The following is a 14,069-nucleotide window of genomic DNA, read 5'->3' as shown; positions in this document are numbered from 1 at the left end:
GTGGCAACGATCACCAAGGTTTCGCCGCTGGCCCCAGCGGCCTTTCCCGACCTTCCTGCGATTGACGGCGTGCGCTTTGCCACCGTTGAGGCGGGTGTCCGGTATCAGGGTCGTACCGACGTCATGCTGGCTGTGCTGGACCCTGGCACGTCGGTGGCCGGGGTGTTCACCCGTTCGGCCACCCGCGCCGCACCGGTGTTGGATTGCCAGGAGAAAATCGGCGGACCCAGCGACGGGCCTGCCGCAATTCTGGTGAACTCGGGCAATGCCAATGCCTTTACCGGGCATTATGGGCAAACTTCGGTCGCTGAGGTGACACAGGCTGTTGCGCACGCCACCGGAGTTCCGGTCGGGCGTGTCTTTACCTCTTCAACCGGTGTGATCGGTGAACCCTTGCCTCATGATCGCATCGTGGCACAGCTGGAGACGCTGAAATCCGGGCTGAGCATGCACGCGGTGGAAGATGCGGCGCGGGCGATCATGACCACCGATACGTTCCCGAAAGGCGCCAGTGCACAGGTCGAGATTGACGGCAAAACAGTCTCTATTGCGGGGATTGCGAAAGGGTCCGGCATGATCGCGCCCGATATGGCAACGATGCTGGTTTACATCTTCACCGATGCGCAGGTCGAGCAATCGGCGCTGCAATCCATGCTGAGCGCGCAGACCGACCGGACGTTTAACTGTATCACCGTCGACAGCGACACCTCGACCTCGGACAGCCTGTTGCTGTGTGCAACCGGGGCCTCGGGCGTTGATGCCACGGGCAACGCGGCTTTTGCCGAGGCGCTTGAGGGCGTGATGCTGGACCTTGCGCAGCAAGTGGTGCGCGACGGCGAGGGGGCGACGAAATTTGTGGAAATCCGCGTGACCGGGGCCGCCTCGGACGCCGACGCAAAGGTGCACGGTCTGGCCATTGCGAATTCTCCGCTGGTCAAAACCGCCATCGCAGGCGAGGACCCGAACTGGGGCCGCGTTGTCATGGCCATCGGTAAATCCGGGGCAGCTGCGGACCGTGATCTGCTGAGCATCTCATTCGGTGACATTCTGGTGGCCGAAAAAGGCTGGGTCAGCCCCGAGTATCGCGAAGAAGACGCCGCCGCCTACATGAAAGGTCAGGATCTGGTGATCACCGTTGATCTGGGGCTGGGCGCGGGGCAGTCCACCGTCTGGACCTGCGATCTGACCTACGGCTATATCGAGATCAATGCGGATTATCGCTCGTGAAGACTGTTTTTGTCTCTGCTGTTGCCCTGATCGACATCGAGGGCCGGGTCCTGCTGGCGCAGCGCCCTGAAGGCAAATCCATGGCCGGTCTGTGGGAGTTTCCCGGCGGCAAGATCGAGCCCGGCGAAACTCCCGAGGCTGCCCTGATCCGCGAATTGCACGAAGAACTGGGCATCGACACCTGGGCCTCGTGCCTTGCACCGCTGACCTTTGCCAGCCACAGCTATGACGATTTCCACCTGCTGATGCCGCTCTTTGCCTGCCGCAAATGGGAGGGCATCCCGCAGTCGAAAGAGGGGCAGGCCCTAAAATGGGCCCGCGCGAACGAACTGCGCAACTATCCGATGCCTGCGGCAGATGTGCCGCTGATCCCGATCCTGCGGGATTGGTTGTAGAATCTACTTCTGAACCTGAAGGCGCGGTGCGTGTGTTTGCGGGCCCTGATCATCGACCAGGGCGCTGTCTACGGTGATCACAAACCGTACAGGTAGCTATTGTTGCCCCTTGGCTGGCAATTGTGAACAGCAAGTGAACAAGCCATTTTCCTTGCGTTCAATACCAATTGTGCAAACTCTTTTCTGCTCTGGCAGAGCGGAAAACGTAAATGTTTCGACCTGTAGCTGTCACTTTCGTCCTTCAGGGGATCGGGCCGGGTACATTTTACTCAGCTGAACGGCTGCAATCCAAATGGGGTTACTATGATGAATGGCGATGTAAGCTCGGCTGACAAGGACATGCATGAAAAGTGGTCTACGTGGAGCATGAAGCCCAAAAAGCCACAAAGGAACCTTACTCATGACGCTTCAGCATTTGTGGTTGCATTGTCGGCATTTGTCGCGGGCGACTTCCATCTGTACCTGATTTTCTAACGCCTTTTCTGCCGTTCTTGTTGTTGAAACAGGTGATCAAGACAGGGTACAGATTGCCGCGCACCAAAGGCTGTTACAATTCGTAAGAATTGAGAAAACATCAGGCAAAACTTGACGTTGATCTTTCCGCCTGTCCCTATCGGGGCATTGGCGTTCGGGGGCGATCCCGAACCCGCCATTTCCGGCCCGGAGGAGGGGCCGGGTGGGGAGGAGAAAGAGATTGGCTCAGACGCAGTCGGGCGCGGCGGGGATGCACTCCCTTCCGGCGCTTTTACACCGTAATGCGACGCAGTTCGGGAATGCCCCGGCCTACCGGGAAAAGGAATTCGGAATCTGGCAGTGCTGGAGCTGGGCGGAAACCGCCCGCGAAGTCCGCGCAATCGCGCTGGGGTTTCTGGAGCTTGGGGTTGAAAAGGGCGATCATGTCGCCGTCATAGGCCGCAACCGCCCGGCGCATTACTGGTCGATGGTGGCCGCCCAGATGGTGGGCGCGGTGCCCGTGCCACTCTATCAGGATTCGGTCGCCGAAGAGATGGCCTATGTGCTGGAGCATTGCGGCGCGAAATACGTCGTCTGCGGCGATCAGGAGCAGGTCGATAAGGTCATCGAAATTCAGGAAAACCTGCATCAGGTCAAGCACATCCTCTATACCGACAAGCGCGGGATGCGGAAATACGACCACAGTCAGATGAACGCGCTGGAAGACCTCATGGCGGAAGGCAGCGCCGGCCACGCGCGGTTCGATGCGGAGCTGGATAAACGCATCGCGGCGATCACCTATGACGATACCTGCGTGATGCTCTATACCTCGGGCACGACCGGAAAGCCCAAGGGCGTGGTGCTGTCGAACCGCAACGTGATCGAAAGCGCCAAGAACTCGGCCGAGTTCGATCATCTGAGCCAGAACGAAGACATTCTGTCTTACCTGCCGATGGCCTGGGTGGGCGATTTCATCTTTTCCATCGGTCAGGCCTATTGGTGCGGCTTCTGCGTGAACTGCCCCGAAAGCGCCGACACGATGATGACCGACCTGCGTGAGATCGGGCCGACCTATTTCTTCGCCCCGCCGCGCGTGTTCGAAACCCAGCTGACCAATGTGATGATCCGGATGGAGGATGCGGGCAAGCTGAAGCAGCGCATGTTCCACCACTTCATGGCCCATGCGAAAAAGGTCGGAGGCCTGCTGCTGGATGGCAAGCCGGTGGGCTTTGGTGACCGGGTAAAATATGCGCTGGGCAATCTGCTGGTCTACGGGCCGCTCAAGGATACGCTGGGCTACGGCCGCTTCCGCGTGGGATATACGGCGGGTGAGGCGATCGGGCCGGAGATTTTCGACTTCTACCGCTCGCTGGGCATCAATCTGAAGCAGCTTTACGGCCAGACCGAGGCGACCGTGTTCATCACCGTGCAGCCGGATGGTGAGGTGCGCGCCGATACGGTTGGCGTGCCCGCCCCGGATGTCGAGCTGAAGATCGACGACAAGGGTGAGATCCACTATCGCTCGCCCGGTGTGTTCGTCGAATATTACAACAACCCGGACTCCACCGCCTCGACCAAGGATGCCGAGGGCTGGGTGGCCACTGGTGATGCCGGGTTCATCGAGGAAAGCTCGGGCCATCTGCGGATCATCGACCGCGCTAAGGACGTGGGCAAAATGGCCGACGGTTCGATGTTCGCGCCCAAATATGTCGAGAACAAGCTGAAGTTCTACCCCGACATTCTTGAGGTCGTGCTGTTCGGAAACGGCAAGGACCGCTGTGTCGCTTTCATCAATATCGACCTGACGGCAGTGGGTAACTGGGCCGAACGCAACAACGTGGCCTACGCCTCCTATCAGGAACTGGCGGGCCATCCGCGTGTGTTAGAGACGATTCGTGGTCATGTGGAAGCGGTGAATAAATCGGTCGCCGCTGACGAGATGCTGTCGGGCTGTCAGGTGCACCGCTTTGTGGTCCTGCACAAGGAACTGGATGCGGATGATGGTGAGATGACCCGGACACGCAAGGTGCGCCGCGGGTTTGTCGAGGAGAAATTCCACGACATCATTACGGCGCTTTATGATGGGTCGCCAAGCGTCTCGACCACGACCGAAGTGACCTATGAAGATGGCCGCAAGGGCTCGATTTCGGCAACGCTTGAGATCGTGGATGCGCCGGTTGTGCCGGTCGCCCAGCACAAGGTGGCGGCGGAATGAGGGGGCGCCGAGCGCCGCTCGACCTGCGGTCATCGCCCCGCCCGCCGTCCCGTTTTTGCGTAAGTCAGGGAGTGACTGATGCTGGATAATTCCGAAGGATATATCACCGAGGATGGCCGCAAGATCGGCGGCGTGGTGATGGAGATGAAGAACATCACCCTGCGTTTTGGCGGCGTCGTGGCAATCAAGGATATCTCGTTCGATATTCGCGAGGGTGAGATTCGGGCCATCATCGGGCCGAACGGGGCTGGTAAATCCTCGATGCTGAACGTGATCTCGGGCTTCTATGTGCCGCAAGAGGGCGAGGTCTGGTTTCATGGGTCAAAACGCCCGCCGATGCGCCCCTATGAAGTAGCGCGGCAGGGGATTGCCCGGACCTTCCAGAACATCGCCCTGTTCGAAGGCATGAGCGTGCTCGACAACGTGATGACCGGGCGGCTGAACTTCATGCAGACCAACATCTTTCAGCAGGCGCTGTGGAAGGGCAAGGCCGAGGCCGAAGAGGTCAAAAACCGCGAAGCGGTGGAAAAGATCATCGACTTTCTGGAAATCCAGCACATCCGCAAGACTCCGGTGTCACGGCTGCCCTACGGTTTGAAGAAACGCGTGGAACTGGCGCGTGCGCTGGCGGCGGAACCCAAGCTCTTGCTGCTGGACGAGCCGATGGCCGGGATGAATGTCGAAGAGAAAGAGGACATGAGCCGCTTCATCCTCGATGTGAATGACGAATTCGGCACGACGATTGCCCTGATCGAGCACGACATGGGTGTGGTGATGGACCTGAGCGACCGCGTGGTGGTGATGGATTACGGCAAAAAGATCGGTGACGGCACGCCCGATGAGGTGCGCAGCAATCAGGAAGTCATCGACGCCTATCTGGGGGTCAGCCATGACTGACTATCTGACGGACATGAGAGGGGGCGCACATGCCTGATCAGTTGATTTTCGCGATGGAGGTCATCCTCAACGGCCTGATGGCCGGGGTGCTTTACGCTCTGGTCGCTCTGGGCTTTGTGCTGATCTACAAGGCGTCGGGGATTTTCAATTATGCGCAGGGGGTTATGGCCCTGTTCGCCGCCATGACGCTGGTTGGGATCATGAACGGTCAGGTGCCGTTTGCGCATCTGATCAACGCCACATTCGGCACGCATATCCACTATTTCGGCTGGAACGTGCCCGCGCTGCTGGCAATTGTCCTGACCATGGGAGTGATGGTGCTGCTGGCCTGGGCGGTGCAGCGCTTTGTCATGCGCCATCTGGTCGGGCAGGAGCCGATCATTCTGTTCATGGCCACCATCGGTCTGGCCTATTTCCTTGAGGGTGTGGCCGACCTGATGTGGGGGTCCGAGATCAAGACGCTGGATGTGGGTCTGCCGCAGGGCATCAACCTGTGGATTGACGAGAGCACGTTCAACATCTTCGGCTACGGCTTCTTCATCGACAATCTGGACATTGTGGCGACCGTGATTGCGGCGCTGCTGGTGGCGGCGTTGGTGGCGTTCAGCCAGTACACGAAACAGGGCCGGGCGATGCGTGCGGTGGCGGATGACCATCAGGCGGCGCTGTCGGTGGGGATTTCGCTGAACTTCATCTGGATCATGGTCTGGTCGGTTGCCGGGTTCGTGGCGCTGGTTGCGGGCATCATGTGGGGCACCAAATCGGGCGTACAGTTCTCGCTGTCGCTGATCGCGCTCAAGGCGCTGCCGGTTCTGATGCTGGGCGGGTTCACCTCGATCCCTGGCGCCATCGTTGGCGGGCTGATCATCGGTGTGGGTGAGAAACTGTTCGAGTTCGCCATTGGCCCACTGGTCGGCGGCGCGACCGAGAATTGGTTCGCCTATGTGCTGGCCTTAATCTTCCTGGTGTTCCGACCGCAGGGCCTGTTCGGTGAGAAGATCATCGAGAGGGTTTAGGCATGACCAAGCTGCTCGCCATCATAAACGTGATCGCTTGGGCCGGGTTCTGGGCTTTTGGCTATATCGCCCTGACGTCGGACGATCTGACCAGCGGCCAGCTGGTCATCGCCGCGATCCTGGCCTTTGCCGGGCTGGTCATGGGCATCCTGGCCTACATGAAACTGGTGCGCTCCTCCGAGGCGAGCGGGTACGCCAAAGGCTCAAACCAACTGGACGCCGAGGCCCGGAACCGGGCGCAGGAAGAATGGGGAAAGTAAGACATGTTCTATCGTGAGGCCGGAGATTTCAAAGTCTCCTACGTGGATGACAGCCAGACCTTCCCGATCAAATTCGACCGGTACCGGTATTATGTCGTGCTGGCGGTGGCATTCGGGATCATCCCGTTCATCATCAATGATTACTGGGCCAATGCGCTGCTGCTGCCGTTCCTGATCTATGCCATCGCAGCGATCGGTCTGAACATTCTGGTGGGCTACTGCGGTCAGGTTTCGCTGGGCACCGGCGGGTTCATGGCGGTGGGGGCTTATGCCTGTTACAAGCTGATGACCGCATTTCCGGATGTCAGCATGTTCGTCCACGTCATTCTGGCGGGCGGAATCACCGCCATTGTGGGTGTTTTGTTCGGCCTGCCCAGCCTGCGGATCAAAGGGTTCTATCTGGCGGTGGCAACACTGGCGGCGCAGTTCTTCCTTGTGTGGCTGTTCAACCGGGTGCCGTGGTTTTACAACTATTCGGCCTCGGGCCAGATCAACGCGCCAGAACGCGACGTGTTCGGCATCATCATCACCGGCCCGAACGCACCGGCCTGGGCCACCTATCTGTTCTGCCTGATCTTCCTGACTGTCTGCGCCATCGTCGCGCGCAACCTGACGCGCGGCACCACCGGTCGGACCTGGATGGCAATCCGCGATATGGATATCGCCGCCGAGATCATCGGGGTGAACCCGCTGAAGGCGAAACTGACCGCCTTTGCCGTCAGTTCCTTTTTTGTCGGCATATCGGGCGCGCTGTTCTTTGCGGTCTACCTTGGCGCGGTCGAGGTTGGCGAAGTCTTCGGTATCCAGAAGTCATTCCTGGTGCTGTTCATGATCATCATCGGCGGGCTGGGGTCCATATTCGGATCTTTCGCGGGCGCGGCCTTTCTGGTCCTGCTGCCTGTCGTTCTGAAAGTGGTCGGCGCCGACATGCTGGGCTGGCCCACCGATATCGTGGCGCATCTGCAGCTGGTGATTGTCGGCGCGCTGATCATTCTGTTTCTTGTCCTCGAACCGCACGGGCTGGCGCAGCTGTGGCGCGTGGCCAAGGAGAAACTCAGACTCTGGCCGTTCCCGCACTAAGCGGCCGGCCCAATCACAAAACGGGTGCAAAGCCCGAACGCAACATCGGACTAACCAAGGGAGGAGACACCCGATGAAATTCAAACTGGCAACCGTGGCGCTGAGCGCCCTGATGGCCGCAGGGCCGGCGCTGGCGGATCTTGTGATCCCCGATCTGAGCTATCGCACCGGACCCTATGCGGCGGGCGGCATTCCGTTCTCGGACGGGTATAACGACTATTTCACCCTGCTGAACGAGCGCGACGGCGGCATCGGCGGTGTTCCAATTCGCGTGGTCGAATGCGAAACGGGCTATAACACCGAGAAAGGTGTGGAATGTTATGAATCCACCAAGGGCGAAGGCGCGCTGGTGTATCAGCCGCTGTCGACCGGAATCACCTATCAGCTGATCCCGAAAGTGACCGCAGACGACATTCCGCTGCACACGATGGGTTACGGCCGCACCTCGGCCAAGAACGGCGATGTGTTCAGCCATACCTTCAACTATCCGGCCAACTACTGGGACGGGGCCTCGGGCGCGGTCAACTATCTGCTTGAGGAAAACGGCGGCGATCTGAGCGGCAAGAAGATCGCGCTGGTCTATCACAACTCGGCCTATGGCAAGGAACCGATCCGGACGCTTGAAGAACTGTCCAAGAAGCACGGTTTCGAACTGGTCGCGCTGCCGGTTGATCACCCCGGACAAGAGCAGAAATCGCAATGGCTGCAGATCCGCCGGGACCGTCCCGACTATGTGCTGATGTGGGGCTGGGGCGTGATGAACCAGGTCGCCGTACAGGAAGCCGCCAACATCCGCTTCCCGATGGAAAACTTCATCGGCATCTGGTGGTCGGGCTCGGAAAACGACGTGCTGCCGGCGGGTGAGGCCGCAAATGGCTACAAGGCACTGACCTTCCACAATGTCGGCACGGATTTCCCGGTCTTCGACGATCTGCAAACGCATGTTGTCGATGCGGGCAAGGCCGCCGGCGCAGGAGATCAGGTCGGCACGGTTCTGTATAACCGCGGGCTGTATGCCGCGGTGCTGGCCGCCGAAGCGATCAAGAAAGCGCAGGAAATTTCCGGCAATGCCGAAATTACCCCCGCAGACATGCGCAACGGCATGGAAGCACTGGAAATGACCGAGGCGAAGATGGCCGAGCTTGGCCTGCCTAACTTTGGCCCGACCTTCTCGGTCTCATGCGCCAACCACGGCGGTGACGCTCTGGTCGGTGTGACCCAGTGGGATGCCGCGAACAAGACATGGTCGCTGATCTCGGACTTCAAACCGACCGATGGCGACGTGATCGGGGCGCTGATCAACGAAGACTCCGCCGCCTACGCCGCGGAAAACAACATCGAGTCGCGCTGCTGATCCGGCGCATGTGAACCACCGGGGCGGCGGCCGACCGCCGCCCTGACCCTGACGCTGAGGAAAGGACGCGTTGATGCTGGACTTGTTCCGGACAAAGACAGGGATACTGCTGGGCGCCTTCCTGGGCCTCGCCGCTTGTGGCGAGCCAAGGATCGACGGCCCGGTCTGTACCGGTCTGGTCCGCGACTTTGATCCGGCAAAATCCGTCACCCGCAGCGGTTCTGCATCCGATGTGGATGCAACCACGGAATTATTCTCGCGCCTGTTTGAGGGACAGGCCGATCAGCGGGCCAGTCTGGCCCGCGACGGGCGCGGTATCCCGGTTGAAATTCTGGCGATGACAACCGGCGGTCAGTACGGCGCGTTTTCGTCCGGCGCGCTGGACGGCTGGACGGGAAACGGGAGGCCCGCGTTCAACACCGTGACCGGCGCCAGCGCCGGCGCGCTGATCACGCCGCTGGCCTTTGCCGGATCGGAGTTTGACGAACGCCTGCAATCCAATACAGACATCAATTCGAATGACATCCTTACCCAAAACCCGCTGCTGGCGGTTCCGTTTTCCAGCTCGGTCTACGATACGAAGAAGCTGAAGAAGCTGGTCGCGGGTGAGATCGACAAACCCCTGCTGGAGCGCATCGCGCAACGGGCGGACCCTGCCCAGACCGGGCAAGCAGTCAACAGCGTCGTTGTCGGCGCGGTAAACCTGGATACCGGGCGGTTCGACATCATGGATATCGGCCACTATCTGGCCACCACCCCGGATGACGATGCGACCCGGAAAGATTGTATGGCCGAGGCGGTTCTGGCCAGTTCGGCAATCCCCGTTCTGTTTCCGCCCCGGCGCATCAATGGCGCGCTTTACGCGGATGCGGGCGTGCGCCAGCACGTGTTTCTGGAAGGGCTGGCCGAAGGTCAGCGGCTGGCCACCCGGCGCACAGGTCAGCGGTTTGACGTCCGCGTGACCCTGCTGGTCAATGGCGACCTTGTCGTTGCGGAGCAGAAACAGAAAACCGGGATCATCCCGCTGGCCGGGCGAAACTTCCAACTGGTCACGGATCAGGGATTCCGCGAGTCAATTGACCGGACCCTCCGCGTTGTGCGCCGGAACCAGTCCTGGACGTTCAGGGCACTGGTTGCGCCGGAACTTGATCCGGGGACCTGCAAATCCCCCGAACCGTTGTTTGACGCCTGCATTACCCGGGCGCTGTTCGACGCGGGGCAGAAGATGACCAGCTCCCAACCCATCCCGTGGCTGCGCGCGGATGAGCTGGAGCAAAAGATCAACGAAATCTACGGGAGCTGACAATGCTGGATGCGGCACAGACCACAGATGTACAGGCCGAAACCCTGCTTGAGGTCAACAATATCGAGGTGATCTACAACCACGTGATCCTTGTTCTGAAAGGTGTCAGCCTGACTGTACCCAAGGGCGGTATCACCGCTTTGCTTGGCGGCAATGGCGCGGGCAAGACCACGACCCTCAAGGCCGTGTCGAACCTGCTGCATTCCGAACGGGGCGAGGTCACCAAAGGGACGATCGAATATCGCGGGACCAGCGTGCATGAAAGCGACCCGGCCGATCTGGTGGAAAAAGGCGTTATCCAGGTGATGGAGGGCCGCCATTGTTTCGAACATCTGACCGTCGAGGAGAACCTGTTGACCGGGGCCTATACCCGCAAAGACGGCAAGGCGGCGATTCAGCAGGACCTGGACCTGGTCTATACCTATTTCCCCCGCCTCAAGGAACGCCGCCGGTCGCAGGCAGGCTATACTTCGGGTGGTGAGCAGCAGATGGTTGCGATGGGCCGGGCGCTGATGTCGCGGCCCGAAACCATCCTGCTGGACGAACCCTCGATGGGGCTGGCGCCGCAGCTGGTCGAAGAGATTTTCGGCATCGTGAAGGACCTCAACGAGAAAGAGGGCGTATCTTTCCTGCTGGCCGAGCAGAATACGAACGTGGCGCTGAGATTTGCGCATTACGGCTATATTCTGGAATCGGGCCGCGTGGTGATGGACGGCCCGGCAGCCGATCTGCGGGAAAATCCCGATGTGAAGGAATTCTATCTGGGCATGTCCGACGAAGGCCGCAAAAGCTTTCGCGATGTGCGCTCGTACCGCCGCCGCAAGAGGTGGCTGTAAGCGGATGGAGGATCTGGTGATGACGAAATTCTACGATACGCTCGAAACCCGTTCCGCCGATCAGCGCACCGCTGATCAGGCCAAAGCCCTGCGCACTCAGATCGAGCGGGCCAGGAACGCGCCGGGGTTTGCCAGACACTTGGCGGATGTCGACACCGCGACCATTGCCTCGGCCGCGGACCTTGCGAAACTGCCGGTTCTGCGCAAGTCCGATCTGGCCAAGGCGCAGGCGGCAAGTGCGCCGTTTGGTGGCTTCACGGTCAAACCGGCGCACCAGTTCCATCACGTGTTCCAGTCGCCGGGCCCGATTTATGAACCCGGCAGCACCGATCACGACTGGTGGCGCATGGGGCGGTTCCTGCATGCCGCAGGCGTCGAAGCGGGCGATATCGTGCACAATTGTTTCGGCTATCACCTGACCCCGGCGGGCATGATCTTTGAAAGTGGCGCGCGCGCCGTCGGGGCTGCGGTCCTTCCCGCCGGAACCGGCCAGACCGAATTGCAGGTCACCGCAGCGCGCGATGTGGGCTGTACCTCATACGCCGGGACGCCGGATTATCTGAAGGTGATCCTGGACAAGGCCGACGAGATGGGCGTGGCCCTGAATTTCTCAACCGCGGTTGTCGGCGGTGGCGCCCTGTTCCCGTCGCTGCGCCAGGATTACGCGGACCGGGGCATTTCCTGTCTGCAATGCTATGCCACTGCGGATCTGGGCAATATCGCTTATGAAAGCCCGGCGATGGAAGGGATGATTATCGACGAGCATGTGATCGTCGAGATCGTCACCCCCGGAACCGGCACCCCGGTTGCCGCCGGTGAAGTGGGCGAGGTCGTGGTGACCACGCTCAACCCCGATTACCCGCTGATCCGGTTTGCCACCGGCGATCTGTCGGCCATCCTGCCGGGCCAGTCCCCCTGTGGCCGCACCAATGCGCGCATCAAGGGCTGGATGGGCCGGGCCGACCAGACCACCAAGATCAAGGGCATGTTCGTGCGCCCCGAACAGGTGGCGGCGCTGGTCGACAAGCATGACGAGATCGTCAAAGCTCGTGTCATTGCCGCCCGGCAGGGCGAAATGGACACCATGACCGTTCAGATCGAAAGCCCGGGTGGCGATGACATGGCTTATGCCAGATCCGTGGTCGAAGTGCTGAAATTGAAAGGCGCGATCGAAGTTGTCGCCCCCGGATCGCTGCCCAAGGACGGTCTGGTGATCGAGGATCAGCGCGTCTACGAATGATCCCGAACCAAATCTGCGGCAGTATGTGCCGCAGATTTGTACCCCTGCCCACTGGTGTTTCTTAGCGTTTTGGTCGATTAAAGGCGAACCCTGTGCCTTTGCCAGTTACAAACCGGAAACATGGCCGACATCGAATTTTCAGAACACGGAACGCGCAATCGGGGCGTGTTGGGAACCCGGCTGGTGGGCACGGTGGCCTATCTGGTGGCGGCCGCCTGCCTGTTGCCGATGGTCGCGGTTGTTCTGGCAGCAGTGACCGGCGGGACGGACACGATCACGCATCTGCTGCAAACGGTATTGCCCGGCTATGCGGTGACGACCGTGATCCTGGTGGTACTGGTGGCGGCCGGCACGTTTTCCATCGGCGTTGGCGCCGCATGGCTGGTGACGATGACCCGGTTCCCCGGCGTGCGCTTTCTTGAAATTGCGCTGGTGCTGCCGCTGGCCTTTCCCGCCTATGTGCTGGCCTATGCCTACACGTTCATCCTGGATCACCCCGGCATCGTTCAGACCACCCTGCGCGAGGTGACAGGCTGGGGTCCGCGCGATTACTGGTTCCCCGAAATCCGCTCGACCGAGGGGGCGGCGGTGATGTTGATCCTGGTCCTTTACCCTTATGTCTACCTGCTGGCCCGCGCCGCGTTTCTTCAGCAAAGCGCCACCGCTTTTCTGGCTGCGCGCGCGCTGGGCAAAAGCCCGTGGCTGGCCTTCTGGCACGTTTCGCTGCCGATGGCGCGTCCGGCCATTGCGGGCGGTGTTTTGCTGGCGATCATGGAAACCATCGCCGATTTCGGCACCGTGGCCTATTTCGGCGTGCAGACATTTGCCACCGGCATCTACACCAGCTGGTTTTCGATCGGAGACCGCGCGGCCGCTGCGCAGCTGGCCCTGTGCCTGCTGGGCTTTGCGCTGCTCATGGCGGTGGCCGAGCGGGTGCGGCGGGGCAAGGCGAAATATTACCAGTCGGGGAAAAGCCACGCGTCCCTGCCAGCGGCGCAACTGACCGGCTGGCAATCGGTGATGGCCTTTACGCTTTGCGCGGTGCCGGTGCTGCTGGGGTTTTTGCTGCCGGTCTTCATTCTGGTTCAGATGGGCATGGAATCCGAACAAAACCTGCTTTCGCGGCGGTATATCGGGTTCATCCGGAACTCACTGACGCTGGCGGGAGTGGCCGCGATTGTGACCGTTTGCGCCGCGATCTGCGTCGGGTTCTTTCAGCGCCTCCGCCCGGGGCGCGGCTCGGCGGCCACGGGATATCTGGCGCGGTTAGGCTATGCGGTGCCGGGCGGGGTGATTGCCGTGGGTCTGATGGTGCCCTTTGCCAGCTTTGACAACGCGCTGGACGCCTGGATGCGGGACACGTTCGATATCTCGACCGGTTTGCTGGTCACAGGTTCGATCTGGCTGCTGGTGGCGGCCTATATGGTGCGCTTTCTGGCCGCCGCGCTCAGCGCTTATGAAGGCGGACAGAGCACGGTGCACGCCAATATGGACGCGGCGTCGCGATCCTTGGGCCAGACGCCGTTGGGCACCCTGCGCCGGGTGCATCTGCCGATTCTGACACCATCGCTGCTGACCGCGTTGCTGATCGTTTTTGTCGACGTGATGAAAGAGTTGCCCGCCACCCTGATCATGCGCCCGTTCAACTTTGATACGCTGGCGATTCAATCCTATCGCCTGGCCTCGGACGAGCGGCTGGAAGGGGCCGCGGTTCCATCGCTGGTGATCCTTGCCGTAGGGCTGTTGCCGGTGATTCTGATCTGCCGTCAGGTCGGTCGGCGCTAGCGCGCGGC

12 protein-coding genes are annotated in these 14,069 nt (G+C 60.6%); all 12 read left to right on the top strand.

Going from position 1 to position 14,069, the window contains the following annotated elements; translation table 11 throughout:
* The 12 genes from argJ (at nucleotide 1) to ACR0D8_RS14430 (ending at nucleotide 14,061) form a co-directional block, all read left to right on the top strand.
* On the top strand, nucleotides 1–1,227 hold the full coding sequence (gene argJ, locus ACR0D8_RS14485) for a bifunctional glutamate N-acetyltransferase/amino-acid acetyltransferase ArgJ (RefSeq protein ID WP_480647505.1): 1,227 nt from the start codon (nucleotides 1–3) through the stop codon (nucleotides 1,225–1,227).
* Nucleotides 1,224–1,622, top strand: a complete 399-nt coding sequence (mutT, locus tag ACR0D8_RS14480; RefSeq protein WP_480647503.1) for an 8-oxo-dGTP diphosphatase MutT — start codon at nucleotides 1,224–1,226, stop codon at nucleotides 1,620–1,622. Before argJ ends, mutT begins: the two co-directional genes overlap by 4 nt.
* Before the next feature lie 724 nt (nucleotides 1,623–2,346).
* Entirely contained in the window at nucleotides 2,347–4,290 is a 1,944-nt protein-coding gene (locus ACR0D8_RS14475; protein WP_480647728.1) for an AMP-binding protein, read from the top strand.
* Nucleotides 4,291–4,368: 78 nt separating this feature from the next.
* On the top strand, nucleotides 4,369–5,187 hold the full coding sequence (locus ACR0D8_RS14470; RefSeq protein ID WP_480647501.1) for an ABC transporter ATP-binding protein: 819 nt from the start codon (nucleotides 4,369–4,371) through the stop codon (nucleotides 5,185–5,187).
* 29 nt (nucleotides 5,188–5,216) lie between these two features.
* A complete protein-coding gene (locus ACR0D8_RS14465; protein ID WP_480647500.1) occupies nucleotides 5,217–6,203 on the top strand; it encodes a branched-chain amino acid ABC transporter permease in 987 nt (328 codons plus the stop codon).
* Between the two features lie 2 nt (nucleotides 6,204–6,205).
* A complete protein-coding gene (locus ACR0D8_RS14460; protein ID WP_475156043.1) occupies nucleotides 6,206–6,463 on the top strand; it encodes a hypothetical protein in 258 nt (85 codons plus the stop codon).
* Between the two features lie 3 nt (nucleotides 6,464–6,466).
* On the top strand, nucleotides 6,467–7,543 hold the full coding sequence (locus tag ACR0D8_RS14455) for a branched-chain amino acid ABC transporter permease (RefSeq protein WP_480647499.1): 1,077 nt from the start codon (nucleotides 6,467–6,469) through the stop codon (nucleotides 7,541–7,543).
* A 73-nt stretch (nucleotides 7,544–7,616) separates the two neighbouring features.
* On the top strand, nucleotides 7,617–8,897 hold the full coding sequence (locus tag ACR0D8_RS14450; protein ID WP_480647498.1) for an ABC transporter substrate-binding protein: 1,281 nt from the start codon (nucleotides 7,617–7,619) through the stop codon (nucleotides 8,895–8,897).
* A gap of 73 nt (nucleotides 8,898–8,970) precedes the next feature.
* The gene (locus tag ACR0D8_RS14445) at nucleotides 8,971–10,200 is read left to right on the top strand and encodes a patatin-like phospholipase family protein (protein WP_480647496.1); all 1,230 of its coding nucleotides are present in this window, start codon (nucleotides 8,971–8,973) and stop codon (nucleotides 10,198–10,200) included.
* A 2-nt stretch (nucleotides 10,201–10,202) separates the two neighbouring features.
* Complete coding sequence (locus ACR0D8_RS14440; RefSeq protein WP_480647494.1) at nucleotides 10,203–11,036, top strand: ABC transporter ATP-binding protein; 834 nt, start codon at nucleotides 10,203–10,205, stop codon at nucleotides 11,034–11,036.
* A 19-nt stretch (nucleotides 11,037–11,055) separates the two neighbouring features.
* Entirely contained in the window at nucleotides 11,056–12,276 is a 1,221-nt protein-coding gene (locus ACR0D8_RS14435; protein WP_480647492.1) for a phenylacetate--CoA ligase family protein, read from the top strand.
* 120 nt (nucleotides 12,277–12,396) lie between these two features.
* A complete protein-coding gene (locus ACR0D8_RS14430) occupies nucleotides 12,397–14,061 on the top strand; it encodes an ABC transporter permease (RefSeq protein WP_480647490.1) in 1,665 nt (554 codons plus the stop codon).
* Nucleotides 14,062–14,069 lie beyond the last annotated feature (8 nt).

Source organism: Ruegeria sp. BG10 (assembly GCF_056538575.1).
This window is presented reverse-complemented; position numbering and strand designations above follow the sequence as displayed.

Bases quoted from the DNA above. Each gene is read 5' to 3' on its own strand.
- ACR0D8_RS14475 (WP_480647728.1), top strand. From the start codon at position 2,347: ATGCACTCCCTTCCGGCGCTTTTACACCGTAATGCGACGCAGTTCGGG.
- ACR0D8_RS14470 (WP_480647501.1), top strand. From the start codon at position 4,369: ATGCTGGATAATTCCGAAGGATATATCACCGAGGATGGCCGCAAGATC.
- ACR0D8_RS14465 (WP_480647500.1), top strand. From the start codon at position 5,217: ATGCCTGATCAGTTGATTTTCGCGATGGAGGTCATCCTCAACGGCCTG.
- ACR0D8_RS14460 (WP_475156043.1), top strand. From the start codon at position 6,206: ATGACCAAGCTGCTCGCCATCATAAACGTGATCGCTTGGGCCGGGTTC.
- ACR0D8_RS14455 (WP_480647499.1), top strand. From the start codon at position 6,467: ATGTTCTATCGTGAGGCCGGAGATTTCAAAGTCTCCTACGTGGATGAC.
- ACR0D8_RS14450 (WP_480647498.1), top strand. From the start codon at position 7,617: ATGAAATTCAAACTGGCAACCGTGGCGCTGAGCGCCCTGATGGCCGCA.
- ACR0D8_RS14445 (WP_480647496.1), top strand. From the start codon at position 8,971: ATGCTGGACTTGTTCCGGACAAAGACAGGGATACTGCTGGGCGCCTTC.
- ACR0D8_RS14440 (WP_480647494.1), top strand. From the start codon at position 10,203: ATGCTGGATGCGGCACAGACCACAGATGTACAGGCCGAAACCCTGCTT.
- ACR0D8_RS14435 (WP_480647492.1), top strand. From the start codon at position 11,056: ATGACGAAATTCTACGATACGCTCGAAACCCGTTCCGCCGATCAGCGC.
- ACR0D8_RS14430 (WP_480647490.1), top strand. From the start codon at position 12,397: ATGGCCGACATCGAATTTTCAGAACACGGAACGCGCAATCGGGGCGTG.